This is a genomic window from Mycobacterium sp. MUNTM1, assembly GCF_054660795.1.
Genome location: NZ_BAAGDE010000013.1, coordinates 81,259 through 95,701, shown reverse-complemented (window position 1 = coordinate 95,701; position 14,443 = coordinate 81,259). Strand labels below are relative to the sequence as shown.

General features: G+C 69.7%; 15 protein-coding genes. 3 read left to right on the top strand and 12 right to left on the bottom strand.

What is annotated here, in order from left to right; genetic code table 11:
• Positions 1 to 2: 2 nt before the first annotated feature.
• The 11 genes from panD to ACYQ8K_RS10045 all read right to left on the bottom strand — a co-directional run bounded on the left by panD (position 3) and on the right by ACYQ8K_RS10045 (position 9,900).
• Complete coding sequence (gene panD, locus ACYQ8K_RS10095) at positions 3 to 422, bottom strand: aspartate 1-decarboxylase (RefSeq protein WP_459968527.1); 420 nt, start codon at positions 420 to 422, stop codon at positions 3 to 5.
• Positions 422 to 1,360, bottom strand: coding sequence for a pantoate--beta-alanine ligase (gene panC / locus ACYQ8K_RS10090; RefSeq protein WP_459968524.1), 939 nt, complete (start codon positions 1,358 to 1,360; stop codon positions 422 to 424). Before panC ends, panD begins: the two co-directional genes overlap by 1 nt.
• Positions 1,357 to 2,268: a Rossmann-like and DUF2520 domain-containing protein gene (locus tag ACYQ8K_RS10085; protein WP_459968522.1), complete on the bottom strand. Its 912-nt coding sequence runs from the start codon at positions 2,266 to 2,268 to the stop codon at positions 1,357 to 1,359. The genes panC and ACYQ8K_RS10085 overlap by 4 nt, the downstream gene beginning before the upstream one ends.
• Positions 2,269 to 2,385: 117 nt before the next feature.
• A complete protein-coding gene (locus tag ACYQ8K_RS10080) occupies positions 2,386 to 3,849 on the bottom strand; it encodes a DUF6779 domain-containing protein (protein ID WP_459968520.1) in 1,464 nt (487 codons plus the stop codon).
• Positions 3,850 to 3,975: 126 nt separating this feature from the next.
• Positions 3,976 to 4,452, bottom strand: coding sequence for a DUF3180 domain-containing protein (locus ACYQ8K_RS10075; protein ID WP_459968518.1), 477 nt, complete (start codon positions 4,450 to 4,452; stop codon positions 3,976 to 3,978).
• Positions 4,452 to 5,000 (bottom strand): 2-amino-4-hydroxy-6-hydroxymethyldihydropteridine diphosphokinase, encoded by a 549-nt coding sequence (gene folK / locus ACYQ8K_RS10070; RefSeq protein ID WP_459968516.1) that lies wholly within the window; start codon positions 4,998 to 5,000, stop codon positions 4,452 to 4,454. The genes ACYQ8K_RS10075 and folK overlap by 1 nt, the downstream gene beginning before the upstream one ends.
• Positions 5,001 to 5,052: 52 nt before the next feature.
• On the bottom strand, positions 5,053 to 5,454 hold the full coding sequence (folB, locus tag ACYQ8K_RS10065; RefSeq protein WP_459968515.1) for a dihydroneopterin aldolase: 402 nt from the start codon (positions 5,452 to 5,454) through the stop codon (positions 5,053 to 5,055).
• Positions 5,447 to 6,298 (bottom strand): dihydropteroate synthase, encoded by an 852-nt coding sequence (gene folP, locus ACYQ8K_RS10060; protein WP_459968513.1) that lies wholly within the window; start codon positions 6,296 to 6,298, stop codon positions 5,447 to 5,449. Before folP ends, folB begins: the two co-directional genes overlap by 8 nt.
• Positions 6,295 to 6,897: a GTP cyclohydrolase I FolE gene (folE, locus tag ACYQ8K_RS10055; RefSeq protein ID WP_459968511.1), complete on the bottom strand. Its 603-nt coding sequence runs from the start codon at positions 6,895 to 6,897 to the stop codon at positions 6,295 to 6,297. Before folE ends, folP begins: the two co-directional genes overlap by 4 nt.
• Positions 6,898 to 6,913: 16 nt before the next feature.
• Positions 6,914 to 9,349: an ATP-dependent zinc metalloprotease FtsH gene (ftsH, locus tag ACYQ8K_RS10050; RefSeq protein ID WP_459968510.1), complete on the bottom strand. Its 2,436-nt coding sequence runs from the start codon at positions 9,347 to 9,349 to the stop codon at positions 6,914 to 6,916.
• A 137-nt stretch (positions 9,350 to 9,486) separates the two neighbouring features.
• Positions 9,487 to 9,900: a VOC family protein gene (locus ACYQ8K_RS10045; RefSeq protein ID WP_459968508.1), complete on the bottom strand. Its 414-nt coding sequence runs from the start codon at positions 9,898 to 9,900 to the stop codon at positions 9,487 to 9,489.
• A gap of 107 nt (positions 9,901 to 10,007) precedes the next feature.
• Here ACYQ8K_RS10045 and ACYQ8K_RS10040 point away from each other — a divergent pair, with 107 nt between their 5' ends.
• From ACYQ8K_RS10040 to ACYQ8K_RS10030, 3 genes are read left to right on the top strand one after another with little or no spacing between them, the layout of a single operon-like run.
• The gene (locus tag ACYQ8K_RS10040; RefSeq protein ID WP_459968506.1) at positions 10,008 to 10,970 is read left to right on the top strand and encodes an alpha/beta fold hydrolase; all 963 of its coding nucleotides are present in this window, start codon (positions 10,008 to 10,010) and stop codon (positions 10,968 to 10,970) included.
• The gene (locus tag ACYQ8K_RS10035; RefSeq protein WP_459968504.1) at positions 10,967 to 12,154 is read left to right on the top strand and encodes an LLM class flavin-dependent oxidoreductase; all 1,188 of its coding nucleotides are present in this window, start codon (positions 10,967 to 10,969) and stop codon (positions 12,152 to 12,154) included. The genes ACYQ8K_RS10040 and ACYQ8K_RS10035 overlap by 4 nt, the downstream gene beginning before the upstream one ends.
• Positions 12,154 to 13,167: a zinc-binding dehydrogenase gene (locus tag ACYQ8K_RS10030; RefSeq protein WP_459968502.1), complete on the top strand. Its 1,014-nt coding sequence runs from the start codon at positions 12,154 to 12,156 to the stop codon at positions 13,165 to 13,167. The genes ACYQ8K_RS10035 and ACYQ8K_RS10030 overlap by 1 nt, the downstream gene beginning before the upstream one ends.
• A gap of 43 nt (positions 13,168 to 13,210) precedes the next feature.
• On the opposite strand, the gene ACYQ8K_RS10025 is transcribed toward ACYQ8K_RS10030, so the two are convergent.
• On the bottom strand, positions 13,211 to 14,437 hold the full coding sequence (locus ACYQ8K_RS10025) for a PPE family protein (RefSeq protein WP_459968500.1): 1,227 nt from the start codon (positions 14,435 to 14,437) through the stop codon (positions 13,211 to 13,213).
• Positions 14,438 to 14,443: the final 6 nt, after the last annotated feature.

Sequence of the window (14,443 nt, the reverse complement as noted above, 5' to 3'; positions counted from 1 at the left end):
GGCTACCGCGCAACGATCCGGGGATCCAGTAGTTCGGCCGCGTCGGCGGGCACGAATGCCGGATCGTGGCCGAGGTCGATCGGCCTGTTGTCGGCGTCGACGAAGACGATCCGCGGCTGGTACGCCCGCGCCTCCGCCTCCTCCATGGTCCCGTAGGCGATCAGGATCACCAGGTCGCCTGGGTGGACGAGATGTGCTGCCGCACCGTTGATTCCGATCACACCGCTGCCGCGCTCGCCGGTGATCGCGTAGGTGACCAGCCGGGCACCGTTGTCGATGTCGACGATGGTGACCTGTTCACCCTCGAGCAGGTCCGCGGCGTCCATCAGATCCGCGTCGATGGTCACCGAACCGACGTAGTGCAGGTCGGCCTGCGTGACGGTGGCGCGGTGGATCTTCGACCTGAGCATCGTCCGTAACATCAATTCCTCCAAGGTGATTGGGCGTATTGGTGGTGTCCGTCCGGCCCAGCGGTGCCGGCGGGTGTTTCGATCTGCATTTCGATGTTGTCCAGCAGCCTGGTGGTGCCAAGCCGGGCCGCGACCAGCAGCCGGGCCGAACCGTGGGCGGGCGCCGGGCCGAGCGCGGCGTCGCGCAACTCGAGGTAGTCGACGGTGAGGTCGGGCACGGCGTCGAGCACCGCGCGCGCGGCGGCCAGCGCAGCCGGGCCGCCGTGGTGCGCGGCGTGCGCGCCTGCCGTCAGCGCGGCCGAAAGTGTCACGGCCAGTTCGCGTTGCGTGGGGTCCAGGTAGCGGTTGCGCGACGACATCGCCAGGCCGTCGGATTCGCGGACCGTCGGCACCCCGATCACCTGCGCGTCGATGTTGAGGTCGGCGACCATCTGGCGCACCATGACCAGCTGCTGATAGTCCTTCTCGCCGAAGAAGATCCGGTCCGGTCGCACGATCTGCAGCAGCTTGCACACGACGGTGAGCATCCCGGCGAAATGGGTGGGCCGGACGGCGCCCTCCAGCTCGGCGGCCAGCGGGCCCGGCTGCACGGTGGTGCGCAGACCGTCCGGATACATCGCTGCGGCCGTTGGGGTGAAGACGATCTCGACGCCCTCGGAGCGCAGCAGTGCGACGTCGTCGTCGAGGGTCCGCGGGTAGGCGTCGAGGTCCTCACCGGCCCCGAACTGCAGCGGGTTGACGAAGATCGACACCACAACCACCGCGCCGGGAACCCGTTTGGCCGCGCGCACCAACGCCAGGTGCCCGTCGTGCAGGGCGCCCATGGTGGGCACCAACATCACCCGGCGTCCGGTGTGGCGCAGGGCGCGGCTGACGTCGGCGACATCGCGCGGGGCGGAGTAGACGTTGAGTTCGCCCGCGGTGAAGGCCGGTGGCTTGCCGGGTCTCATGGCGCCAGCACCTCCACGACGTCCTCGGGGGCGTGCGCGCGCTGGGCCGTCCGCAGGGCGTTCACCCGGTACGCCTGCGCCAGTTCCGGCCCGACCTGACCGAGCGCGGCCAGATGCCCGGCGACCGCGGCGGCGTCGCCGCGCGCGACCGGACCGGTGAGCGCGGCCTGCCCGCGTTGCAGGGTGTTCTCCAGCGCGGCCCTGGCCAACGGCCCGATGATCCGTTCGGCGATGCCGCCAGGCTGGTCGTCGACGGATTGTTGGCCGAGCAGTTCGGTGCCGCGAAGCGCGGCGCGCAACGCGTCGAGTGCGTCGGCGAGCACGGTCACGATGTGGTTGCCTGCGTGGGCCAGGGCGGCGTGGTACAGCACCCGGGCGTCCTCGGCGACGCAGAACGGTTCGCCGCCCATCTCCAGCACCAGCGACTGCCCGATCGCGTACCCGATTTCGTCGGCGGCGGTGACGCCGAAGCAGGAATCCGACAGCCGGCTGATGTCCTCGTCGGAGCCGGTGAACGTCATCGCCGGGTGGATCGCCAGCGGGATGCAGCCATCCTGGGCCAGCGGCTCGAGAATGCCGATCCCGTTGGCGCCGGACGTGTGGACCACGATGGTTCCGGGCCGCACCGCCGACGTCGCGGCCAACCCGGACACCAGGCCGCCCAGCTCGCTGTCGGGGACCGCGAGCAGCAACAGTTCGGCACCGGCCGCCACGTCCGGCGGTGTCGCCACGGGTGTATCGGGCAGCCGGCGTTGGGCGCGCTGCCGCGACGCATGAGAGATGGCGCTACACGCCACCACGACATGGTCCGCGCGCTCCAGCGCGACACCGAGGGCGGTGCCGACCCGGCCGGCCGAGATGATTCCCACCTTGAGCCGCGCGGGGCGCAGACCGTCGAACTGCACCATCGCAGACGACCTCACAGATAATCTTGTTTTCGTTCCGGTCCCACTTCGTGGGTACCGTTCGGTCACTACGACTGTAGTCGATTACCAGGCGTTACCCAATGTGAGGAAGCTCCCAGCTCAGCCCTCGCGGCGACGTCTCCGGCCGCCCTCGGAGGGCTGCACCTGCAGCCGGGCCAGCAGGTCGGCCACCGATTGTCCGCCCGTGGAGGTGCCTTCTCCCGTGCCATCGGGGTGCTCTTGCTGCGGGTCACCGCCGTGCCGGGGTGCCTGCTCCGGGGTGGGCGGCGGCGCCAGGCGTGGCGGCGGGGGCGCGCCGGCGGACGGCCCCGGGTGCATCGGGGGAGCCGGCGGCGGTGGCGGCGGAGTCGCGGCGGCCGGCGGTGGCGGTCCGGCAGCGGGTGGCGGTCCGGCCGGCGGCTCGTCGGCGGGCGAGAAGTTGCCCACCCCGTAGTCGCGGTACTCCGCCGAGTGGCGCGACCGTGCGCGGCGACCGGAGTCGCCGTACGGCGCCGGCGGCACCGGCTCCACGGGCAGGCCATCCCAGGCCTCGTCGACGTCCGAATGCCGGGCGCGGCGACGGCCACCGGTCGACGCGGGGATATCGGCGCCGGACCAGTTGCTGCCCGGGGCGCCGGGCGGCAACCACTGGCCCTCCGCCGCGGCCGGCTGCCAACCCTGCCTCGGCCACTGCGCCTGGGGCTGTCGCTGCGGTTCCGGTTCCGGTTCCGGCTCCGGCCGCGGTGCGGGCTCCGGGCGCGGCTCCGGCTGGAATTGGGCCGCGGGCGCGGGTGGCGGCTGATGACGGGGCTCGAAACGCGGCTCCGCCGGTCCCGCATACGGGGACTCCTCGGCGTACGACGGCTCTTCGGCGTACGCCGGGTCGGGGGCCGGTTCGTACTGGTGACGGATCCCCTCCCGCCGGGGTGGTGGCGGCTGCTGGCGCGGGGGGATCAGCGGTTCCTCGGGCACGTCGATGATGGCGTCGTCGGCGCGGCCGGCGCTGTCCCGGGGCACCGATGTCACCCGGTCGCTGGGCACCCAATCGACCGGGGTGTCGCGGGGGTTCTCGCCGTTGCGGTCCCACTCGCTGTAAGCGCGCTCCGGTTGCGGCTCGGCCTCGGGCGTGCCGCCGAGGGCCGGGCGGTGCGCGAGGTCGGTGTCGAACAGGATTTCCAGGCTGGTCCGCAAGGCGGAAAGCTCCGCGCGCAGCTCGGCCAGATCGTCGGCGGCCTGGGCGCGCAGCTCGGAGGCCAGCTCGCGGCGCAGCTGGGACTCGACGGTCAGCTCGTATTCACGCCGGGCCGAGATCTCCCGGTCCAGCTGCAGGTCGTAGACCAGCTTGAGGTCGCGGACGCGGGACTGATCGGCGTCGCTCTGACGCCGATAGAGCACGGAGACGAAGGCGCCGGCGACTGCGGCCCACAGCGCCAGGATTACAGCGAGCTTGAGGAGTTCCACCCGATTGGTGAAAACCAATGCGGAACTGGCCCCCATCGCGAGGACCAGCAACGCTGTCAAGAGCACCCACCCCGGCCTGCGGCCGCCGCGCCGCACCCGGGCGCCGCGGGACAGAACGGTCATGGCCTGAGAGTACCTGCGCGAGGTCAATCCGCGTGTCGCGCGGCTCCGGCGATTCTCGGGCGGGTCGCCGGCAGTATCGCCGGCAGAGTTGATCGCCCGCCGGCAGTCCGCAATCGCGGCGGCGGTCTAGGTTTCCGCGCCCTCGCCGTGCTCGGTCTGATCCGGCGGCGATTTGCAGCAATGTTGCAGCCACAGCGCGGCAATCAGCAGCGCCAGCGCGCTGACGGCGGCGACCACCGTCCCCGAGGTGTCCTCGGCGGCGGCCCGCAGCCAGGACTTGCGCGGCAGGAAGTACACCAGAATGCCGACCCACCAGCCCAGCATCACCGCACCCACCCAGGCCGAGGCCTTGGCGACCACCAGGCTGCGCGCCACCGCAAGCGGGTGCAGCCAACCCGGACCGGACCCGATTTCACCCGCGCTGATCCTGGCCCGCACGTAGCGCGCCCACAGTGCCTCGACGATGGCCACCGCCAGCAGCGACAGGCCGGTCCACACGGTGATCGGCGGAAACCACCGGTAGAGGCCCTTGACCAGCAGATACCCCACAATGGCCGCGCCGACCACCGCGGCCGTCAGGTCACGCTTGCGGGTGGGTCCCATCAGGCCGTCGACCCCTGATCGCCCCGCGGCTTGCCGTTCGCGCGAAGCGTCAGGCCGGTCGGGCGCACGCCGTCCCGGTCGGCCGCTTCCAGCTGGGCCAGCAGGCCGGCAGCCGGCTGCGGCCCGTCGGCCAGCGTCAGCTGCGCGTCCGGGTCGACGTCCAGCCAGGGGATGAGCACGAACGCCCGCAGGTGGGCCAGCGGATGCGGCAAGGTCAGGTTGTTCTCCCGGGAGATCACCTCCGTCGGGCCGTAGCAGGCGATCAGGTCGACGTCGAGGGTGCGCGGGCCCCAGCGCTCACCGCGCACACGGCCGGCGGCCCGCTCGAACTCCTGCGCCCGCCGCAGCCAGTCCTGCCCGTCGCAGGCCGGGTCGTCGGCGATCAGCACCGCGTTCAGGAAAGGCGCCTGGTCCACCCGGCCCCAGGGGTCGGTCTCGTACACCGGCGACACGGCGAGCACCTTGTCCCCGAGCCCGTCGACGACCGACTGCAACCGCGCCAGCCGGTCCCCCAGGTTGGAGCCGATCGACAAAACCACGCGCGTCATAAGCGCCGCTCCTCAACGCCGGCCGAGCCGGCGTCATCGTCGTCGTCGCGGGTCATACCGACCCGCCCGCCGGGACCACCGAACCGCGGCCGCCGCGGCGCGACCGTCGCACCACCACGGCGACGTCGGCGAACTGCTGCGGGATCGGAGCCTGCGGCTTGTGCACCACCACCTCGACGGCGTGCACGCGTTCGTCGTCCATCACCTGGTCGGCGATCTGGGCCCCGACGGTTTCGATCAGATTGCGCGCGGGACCGGCCACCACGTCGGCGGCCAATTGGGCCAGGGCGCCGTAGTCGTAGGTGTCGGCCAGTTCGTCGCTGGCGGCGGCGCCGGCGAGGTCGATCCACACCGTCATGTCGACGACGAAGTCCTGACCGTTGGCGCGTTCGTGGTCGAAAACCCCGTGTTGTCCGCGAACCTTCAATCCGCGCAACTCGATTCGATCAGCCATTGTCTCCAGCCAGTTCCGTGTGCGACCCGTCGGTCCAGGCCGCTACGACCTTGAGGGCGTCGACCGTGGCCCGCACATCGTGCACACGCACCCCCCAGACCCCGTGCAACGCGGCCAGCGCGGACACCACCGCGGTGGCCGTCTCACGCCCATCTGGTGGTCGCGGCGAACCGTCGGCCCCGGCTAACAACGTACCGAGGAACCGTTTGCGCGATGCACCCAGGAGCACCGGGATGCCGGTGGCGACCAACTGCGGCAGCGCATGCAGCAGCGCCCAATTGTGTTGCCCCGTCTTGGCGAATCCCAGTCCGGGATCGATCATCAGGCGGGCGGGGTCGACACCGGCGGACACCGCGACCTCGACGCTGGCCAGCAGCTCGTCGCGCACCTCGGCGACCACGTCGCGGTAGGTCGGCGCCGCGTGCGGGCGCTCGGCCGACACCGAACGCCAATGCATCAGCACCCAGGGAACTTTCGCGTCGGCCAGCAGCGGGGCCATCGCGGGATCGGCGCGGCCGCCGGACACGTCGTTGACGATCCGCGCCCCGGCGCACAGCGCCGCCCGCGCGACGTCGGCGTGCATGGTGTCGATGCTCACGGTGATGCCTTGTGCCGCAAGTTCTTTGACGACGGGGACGACCCGGGATGTCTCGGCGTGCGGATCGATCCGCGTGGCGCCGGGTCGGGTCGACTCCCCCCCGACGTCGACGATGTCGGCGCCGTCGGCGACCAGCGCCAAACCGTGGGCCACGGCCTTGCCGGGGTCGAGATAGCGGCCGCCGTCGGAGAACGAATCGTCAGTGACGTTCAGAACTCCCATTACCTGCACAGGCGCCAGACTCACTTACGCAGGATCAGGTCGAGCGCCTCGGCTCGAGAAGCCGCGTTCGTCTTGAACAGGCCGCGCACCGCGGAGGTGGTGGTGACCGCCCCGGGCTTGCGGACACCGCGCATCGCCATGCACAGGTGCTCGGCCTCGACCACGACGATCACGCCGCGCGGGTTGAGCTTTTTCACCAGGGCGTCGGCGATCTGGCTGGTGAGCCGCTCCTGCACCTGGGGCCGCTTGGAGTAGAGGTCGACCAGCCGCGCGATCTTGGACAGGCCGGTGACCCGGCCGTCGTTGCCCGGGATGTATCCGACGTGGGCCACGCCGTGGAACGACACCAGGTGGTGCTCACACGTGGAGTACAGCGGAATTTCCTTGACCAGCACCAGCTCGTCGTGGTCCTCGTCGAACATGGTGTTCAGCACGCTGTCGGGGTCGGTGTAGAGCCCGGCGAACATCTCCCGGTAGGCGCGCGCGACCCGCGCCGGCGTCTCCCGCAGGCCGTCCCGGTCGGGGTCTTCGCCGATCGCGTGCAGCAACTCACGGACCGCGGCTTCGGCGCGCTCCTGATCGAACACCCGCGTTGTGGACATCGCGGTATTCGGCAGCGCCATCGAATCCTCCGTTTGCTCAGCCGTGAGCCGGCGGGTTGGACCGGCTTACGTCGTCATCCTGCCGGTCGGGCGAGCCGCCCTCCGGGGCGGGTTGGCCGGGCGGCGGATACGGCGGATATGGCGGGTAGGCGGGACGCCCCTGACCGGGGTGGCCCGCGCCGCCCTGCTGACCGGGATAGCTTTGCTGACCGCCCGGGTGGCCCTGCTGCCCGGGATACCCTTGCGGGCCCGGGTAGCCGCGGGCCGGCTGCGGCCAGTAGGGCTGCTGTCCGGGCTGCGCGGGCGGGTGCCAGTAGGTCGGCTGTTGTTGCTGCGGCGGCCATCCGGGCGCGCGCCAGCCGGCCGGGGCGCCGTAGTCGGGCTGGGTGGGCCCCTGCTGCTCCCCTTGACGATTGCCGCCGCCCTGGGTGCCATGAAAACCGTTGCCGCCGTTGGCGTTTCGATCGGCCTCGACCCGGGCGGCGGCAGCGGCTTCGCTGGCCCGCGCGATCGCCGCCTTGAAGGCCGGCTCGGGGGTGGGCGGCGGCCAGGGCTCGCCGCGCTCGATGGCCAGCTCGCCCGGCGTCTTGATCGGCGGCTTGTCCGACGGGATGCGGCCGCCGAAGTCGTCGAACATGGTGAGCCTGGGCCGCTTTTCGACTCCGGAGAAGATTGCCTCCAGCTCGGCCCGGTGCAGGGTTTCCTTTTCCAGCAGCTGGCCCGCCAAAGTGTCGAGTATGTCCCGGTATTCGGTGAGGATCTCCCACGCCTCGGTGTGGGCGGCCTCGATCAGCTTGCGGATCTCGTCGTCGATGTCGCGAGCGACTTCGTGCGAGTAGTCCGCCTGCGTTCCCATCGTGCGGCCCAGGAACGGGTCGCCGTGCTCCGAACCGTATTTGACCGCACCGAGTTTGGAGCTCATCCCGAATTCGGTCACCATCGCGCGCGCGATCTTGGTGGCCTGCTCGATGTCGGACACCGCGCCGGTCGTCGGCTCGCGGAAGACCAGTTCCTCGGCGGCGCGTCCACCCATCGCGAACACCAACTGCGCGATCATCTCCGAGCGGGTCCGCAGGCCCTTGTCCTCCTCCGGCACCGCCACCGCGTGCCCGCCGGTGCGCCCGCGCGCCAGGATCGTCACCTTGTAGATCGGCTCGATATCGGGCATCGCCCAGGCCGCCAGGGTGTGCCCGCCCTCGTGGTAGGCGGTGATCTTCTTTTCCTGCTCGCTGATGATCCGGCCCTTGCGGCGCGGCCCACCGATCACCCGGTCCACCGCTTCCTCCAGCGCGGCGCTGGTGATGACGGTGCCGTTCTCCCGGGCGGTCAGCAGCGCGGCCTCGTTGATCACGTTGGCCAGGTCGGCGCCGGTCATGCCGACCGTGCGCTTGGCCAGACCGGCGAGGTCGGCGTCCGGGCCGATCGGCTTGCCCTTGGAGTGCACCTCCAGCACCGCTTTGCGACCCGCCAGGTCCGGGTTGGAGACCGGGATCTGGCGATCGAAGCGGCCGGGACGCAGCAGCGCCGGGTCCAGGATGTCCGGCCGGTTGGTGGCCGCGATCAGGATGACGCCGGCCCGCGGGTCGAATCCGTCCATCTCGACCAGCAACTGGTTCAGCGTCTGCTCGCGCTCGTCGTGACCGCCGCCCAGGCCCGCACCGCGCTGGCGGCCCACCGCGTCGATCTCGTCGACGAAGATGATGCACGGGTTGTTCTGCTTGGCCTGATCGAAGAGGTCACGGACGCGGGACGCACCGACGCCGACGAACATCTCGACGAAGTCCGAACCCGAGATCGTGAAGAACGGGACACCGGCCTCGCCGGCGACCGCGCGGGCCAGCAGCGTCTTACCGGTGCCCGGCGGGCCGTAGAGCAGGACGCCCTTGGGGATCTTGGCGCCCAGCGCCTGATAGCGGCCGGGGTTCTGCAGGAAGTCCTTGATCTCGTAGAGCTCCTCGACCGCCTCGTCGACGCCGGCGACGTCGGCGAACGTGGTCTTGGGCATGTCCTTGGAGAGCTGTTTGGCGCGCGACTTGCCGAAGCCGAAGCCCATCCGGGCGCCACCCTGCATGCGGGAGAACATCACGAACAGCCCCACCAGCAGCAGGAGCGGCAGCACGTACACCAGCAGCTCGCCCAGGATGCTGCCCTGGTTGACGACCGTGCTGACCTTCGCGTTCTTGGCGCTCAGCGCATTGAACAGGTCGACCGCGTAGCCGCTGGGAAATTTGGTGATGACCTTGTCGGAATTGTCGGTGTCACCATTGCCCTTTTTCAGGGTCAATCGCAGCTGCTGTTCGCGGTCGTCGATTTGCGCGCTTTTGACGTTGTCGCCGTTGATCTGGGACATCGCCACGGACGTGTCGACGGGCTTATAGCCGCGGGTGTCGTCGCTGAAGTAGAAGAACGACCAACCGAGCAGCACCACGACAGCGATTGCCGTGATGGTGCGAATCACGTTTTTCCGGTTCATCAATCATCGGCCTTAGCGGCCAGGTCCTTCCCCGATATACACGCAGCTGAAAAAGTCCAGGCTACCGCTAGCGGCGATGGCCAGCTCCGGCAGAGCGGTCGCCACCGTCTCTTCAGTTAACGACCGGCAGTTCCCGGCTACTCGTAATACCGGGCCTCGACCACGTTTCCGTCCGGATCGGCGAAGTAGTACCCCTGCGGCGCCCACCCGCGCGCGCCGAAGCTCCGGTTCAATCGCGCGCTGGTATCCACGCCTTCGGCCTGCAGCCGCCGGTCCAGCGCGTCGTATTCGGCCTTCGACAGCGCCAGGCAGACGTGATTGACCGGGTGGCCGGCGCTGCCCTCGATGCGCGTCAAAGTCTCGGTCGCCGAAATGCCTTCGGTGGGCATCAGGTCGATGATCGAGTTCGCACAAACCCGCACGCTCGGGAACGGCGCGTCGCCGGCTTCGAATTCGGCGAAGCGGACCGGTTCCAGCCCGACGACGCGGGTATAGAAGTCCATCGACACCCGCGGGTTTCCGGTCCAGAGCACTACGTGGTCCAAGCGCATCGAATCGAGTATTCCCGCCGCGCACCTATTTGATCGCCAACCCGGCGCCAACGAGCGAGACAAATTCGGGCCTTCTCAGCCAGCAACCGTTGTGCTTTGGTGAGACGGTGCCCCCAACCGAACGGTTAGTAGAGACCAATGGTGCGCGGCTACGGGTGATCGAAGCGGGCGACCGCGGCGCACCGGTGGTGCTCCTGGCGCACGGCTTTCCCGAACTCGCCTACTCCTGGCGCCACCAGATATCCGTCCTCGCCGACGCCGGCTACCACGTGCTGGCGCCCGATCAGCGAGGCTACGGCGGCTCGGATCGCCCGGACGCCGTCGACGCCTACGACATTCATCACCTGACCGCCGACCTGGTCGGCCTGCTCGACGACGTCGGCGCGCAGCGCGCCGTGTGGGTCGGGCACGACTGGGGCGCCGCCGTGGTGTGGAACGCCCCGCTGCTGCACCCGGACCGGGTCGCGGCCGTCGCGGCGCTCAGCGTGCCGGTGACGCCGCGCCCGCACGTGGCGCCGACGAAGGCTTGGCGCAAGATGTTCGGCGAGAACTTCTTCTACATCCTGTACTTCCAGGAGCCCGGCGTCGCCGACGCCGAATTGAACGCCGATTCCGCCCGGGTGATGCGACGCATGATGGGCAGCCTGCGAACCGACGGCAAGGATGCGCTGGTGCGGATGGCCACCCCCGGTCCGCAAGGCTTCATCGAGCGGCTGCCCGAACCCGACGGGCTGCCGGACTGGATCGGCCAGGACGAGCTCGACCACTACATCGCCGAGTTCACCCGCACCGGCTTCACCGGGGGCCTGAACTGGTATCGCAATTTCGACCGCAACTGGGAGACCACTCCCGAGCTCGAGGGCGTGAAGATCTCGGTCCCGTGTTTGTTCATCGGCGGCACGGCCGATCCCGTTTTGTCCTTCACCCGCACCGACCGCGCCGCCGAGGCGATCTCCGGCCCGTACCGACAGGTGATGATCGACGGCGCCGGGCATTGGCTGCAGCAGGAGCGCCCCGACGAGGTGAATGCGGCCTTACTGGAATTCCTCAACGGATTGGAGCTGCAATGAGCGCGCCGCTGCGTTTCGGTGTTTTTATCACCCCGTTTCACCCCGTCGGCCAATCCCCAACGGTGGCACTGGAATACGACATGGAGCGGGTCGTCGCACTGGATCGGCTCGGATTCGACGAGGCGTGGTTCGGCGAGCACCACTCCGGCGGCTACGAGCTGATCGCCTGCCCGGAGGTCTTCATTGCGGCGGCGGCGGAGCGCACCAAGCACATCCGGCTGGGCACCGGCGTGGTGTCGCTGCCCTACCACCATCCGCTGATGGTTGCCGACCGCTGGGTGCTGCTCGATCACCTGACCCGCGGCCGGGTGATGTTCGGTACCGGGCCCGGCGCGCTGCCGTCGGACGCCTACATGATGGGCATCGACCCCATCGAGCAGCGCCGGATGATGCAGGAGTCGCTGGAGGCGATCCTGGCGCTGTTCCGCGCCGCACCCACCGAGCGCATCGACCGGCACTCCGACTGGTTCACCCTGCGTGACGCCCAGTTGCACATCCGGCCCTACACCTGGCCCTACCCCGAAATCTCCACTGCGGCAATGATTTCGCCGTCGGGCCCGCGGCTCGCCGGCGCGCTCGGCACCTCGCTGCTGTCGTTGTCGATGTCGGTGCCCGGCGGCTACGCGGCGCTGGAGACCACCTGGGACGTCGTCCGCGAGCAGGCCGCGAAGGCGGGGCGGGACGAGCCGGACCGCGGCGACTGGCGCGTGCTGAGCATCATGCACGTCGCGGACAGCCGCGAACAGGCCATCGACGACTGCACCTACGGGCTGCAAGATTTCGCGAATTACTTTGGCGCCGCCGGATTTGTACCGTTGGCCAACAGCGTGGAAGGCACCCAGACGCCACACGAGTTCGTCGCCGACTATGCGGCCAAGGGAAACTGCTGCATCGGCACACCCGAGGACGCCATCGCCCACATCGAAGACCTGCTCGACCGCTCCGGCGGCTTCGGCACCCTGCTGATGCTCGGCCACGACTGGGCCTCGCCGCAGGCGACCTACCACAGCTATGACCTGATGGCGCGCAAGGTGATTCCCCACTTCAAACGGCAGCTCGAAGCGTCCCGCTCGTCGCACGACTGGGCCAGGGGCAAGCGCGACCAGTTGATCGGCCGGGCCGGCGAGGCCGTCGTCAAGGCCATCACCGAGCACGTCGACGAGCAGAAAGACGCGGTGCACTGATGCGCGCGGCGGTGTTGCGGGACGGCCGCATGGTCTACCGGGACGACGTGCCCGATCCGATACCCGAGGCCGGCCAGGTGCTGGTGAGCGTGCGCGCGTGCGGAATCTGCGGCTCGGACCTACATTTCGCCGCGCACGGCGCGCAGGTGCTGGAGATGAGCGATCGGGTGGCCGGCGGGTCGGGCGCCATGCACGTCGACCTCGACCGCGACATTTTCATGGGTCACGAGTTCAGCGCCGAGGTACTCGAAGCCGGCCCCGGCACCGATACCCATCCGCCGGGCACCCTGGTCACGTCGTTGCCGGTGCTGTTGTCCGCCAAGGGCGCCGAGCCGATCGTCTACAGCAACAGCACGATGGGCGGTTACGCCGAACGGATGCTGCTGTCGGCGCCGCTGCTCCTGCCCATCCCCAACGGCCTGGACTTCAAACATGCCTCCCTCACCGAGCCGATGGCGGTGGGGCTGCACGCGGTCAACAAGTCCGCTATCGCGCCCGGCGAGACGGCCCTGGTGCTCGGCTGCGGCCCGATCGGGATCGCGATCATCGCCGCCCTGCGGGCGAAAGGCGTGGAACCCATTGTAGCGGCTGACTTTTCACCCAAGCGCCGGGAGCTGGCCACCGCGATGGGGGCCGACCAGACGCTGGATCCGGCGCTGGGTTCGCCCTTCGATGCGGTCAAGCCCGCGGTGGTGTTCGAGGCGGTCGGCGTGCCCGGCATCATCGACGACGTACTCCTTCGGGCGCGGCCCGGCACCCGCCTGGTGGTCGCCGGCGTGTGCATGCAACCCGACACCGTGCACCCGTTCTTTGCGATCGCCAAGGAGATCAACGTGCAATTCGTACTCGCCTACACACCCGAGGAGTTCGGCGATTCGCTGCGCGCGCTGGCCGAGGGCGACATCGACGTCAGCCCGCTGATCACCGGCGAGGTCGGCCTCGACGGGGTCGGCACGGCGTTCGACGACCTCGCCGACCCCGAGCGGCACTGCAAGATCCTTGTCACGCCCTGAGGGTCGTCGGTCGGGCCGACGATCCACCCTTCTGATCTTCTGATCAGCCTCCCGCCGGGGGTTGTGCGATGACGGTGGGCTTGAAACCGTATCGGGGAGTGACGAAGTGGGCCGCGCCGCCGCGTCCCGCCCCGCCGACAGGCGCCATCGGCACCCCACCCACCGTATTGGTGGCACGTTCCACCGCCCCCGCGGTGGTGGCGCCGTTGAGCGCGACGGCAACCGCAGGCACCGTCGGCGCCGCGGTCGCCCAGCCCGCCGGCACCGATAGGCCACCGATTGACGCCGCCTTGCCCACGGCTCCGCCGATCGCGCCCACCGAACCCAGGCCGGCGCCCGACACGGCCGCGGGGACAGCCGCTTCCGCTGCCTTGGCGACGCCCTCGGCCGCGGACTTCGCGGCGGGCATGAAGCCCTGCGCAAGGCTCTGGATGTCTTTGAACGAGGTGGTGAACAGCCGCGTCGGAGAAATCAACCGGATGAAGGCGTCGAAAGGTGTGCTGGCATCCAGGGTTTGCGATCCGGTCAGGCCCTCCAGGAGATCACCCAACGGGCCGCTCACCACGAGGCCGTCGCCTTCGGGATTCAGGCTGATTCCCCCCAGGGAAAGCGCGGGATTGTTCGTCGACCCGGCCAGCGCCGATAGCGTTCGGGGCACCGCGTCAAGCGCCTGCGCACTCTCACCTCCGCTGGTGCCCGCCGCTTGGGCGACCGCCGCGGCCTGACGAGCGGCGCCGGACGGGTCGGTAACGGATGCGGCCGGCGCGAATGGCGGCAACGTCGACGCCGCGGCCGACGTACCGGCATACCCATACATCGCGGCGGCGTCTTGGGCCCACATCTCGCCGTATTGCGCCTCGGCACTCGCGATAGCCGGCGTGTTCTGCCCGAGGAAGTTCGTCGCCAGCAACTCCATCAGCAACGCCCGGTTCGCCGCTATCACCGGCGGCGGAACCGTTTCCGCGAACGCCGACTCGTAGGCACCCGCCGCCGCCACCGCTTGCAGGGCGGCCTGTTCCACTTGCCCGCCCGTAGCGCGTAACCACGCCACCTGCGGGACAACCGCGGTCAGCATCGCCGACGAGGCCGGCCCCTGCCATGGTCCGTCGGTGAGGCCAGCGACCATCGACCCATAGGCGGATGCCGCAGAATCCAACTCGGTGGCCAAACCGTCCCAGGCCGCCGCGGCAGCCAGCAGGGGCGCCGAGCCAGGTCCCGAATACATCAGCGCGGAGTTGATCTCCGGCGGCAACTGCGCGAAGTCCAGCATCGTGTG

Coding starts and splice junctions, on each gene's coding strand:
- ACYQ8K_RS10025 (WP_459968500.1), bottom strand. CDS start 14,437: ATGCTGGACTTCGCGCAGTTGCCGCCGGAGATCAACTCCGCGCTGATG.
- ACYQ8K_RS10085 (WP_459968522.1), bottom strand. CDS start 2,268: ATGGTGCAGTTCGACGGTCTGCGCCCCGCGCGGCTCAAGGTGGGAATC.
- ACYQ8K_RS10045 (WP_459968508.1), bottom strand. CDS start 9,900: ATGCGCTTGGACCACGTAGTGCTCTGGACCGGAAACCCGCGGGTGTCG.
- folE (WP_459968511.1), bottom strand. CDS start 6,897: ATGGCGCTGCCGAATACCGCGATGTCCACAACGCGGGTGTTCGATCAG.
- panC (WP_459968524.1), bottom strand. CDS start 1,360: ATGAGACCCGGCAAGCCACCGGCCTTCACCGCGGGCGAACTCAACGTC.
- ACYQ8K_RS10035 (WP_459968504.1), top strand. CDS start 10,967: ATGAGCGCGCCGCTGCGTTTCGGTGTTTTTATCACCCCGTTTCACCCC.
- ftsH (WP_459968510.1), bottom strand. CDS start 9,349: ATGAACCGGAAAAACGTGATTCGCACCATCACGGCAATCGCTGTCGTG.
- panD (WP_459968527.1), bottom strand. CDS start 422: ATGTTACGGACGATGCTCAGGTCGAAGATCCACCGCGCCACCGTCACG.
- ACYQ8K_RS10030 (WP_459968502.1), top strand. CDS start 12,154: ATGCGCGCGGCGGTGTTGCGGGACGGCCGCATGGTCTACCGGGACGAC.
- ACYQ8K_RS10080 (WP_459968520.1), bottom strand. CDS start 3,849: ATGACCGTTCTGTCCCGCGGCGCCCGGGTGCGGCGCGGCGGCCGCAGG.
- folK (WP_459968516.1), bottom strand. CDS start 5,000: ATGACGCGCGTGGTTTTGTCGATCGGCTCCAACCTGGGGGACCGGCTG.
- ACYQ8K_RS10075 (WP_459968518.1), bottom strand. CDS start 4,452: ATGGGACCCACCCGCAAGCGTGACCTGACGGCCGCGGTGGTCGGCGCG.
- folB (WP_459968515.1), bottom strand. CDS start 5,454: ATGGCTGATCGAATCGAGTTGCGCGGATTGAAGGTTCGCGGACAACAC.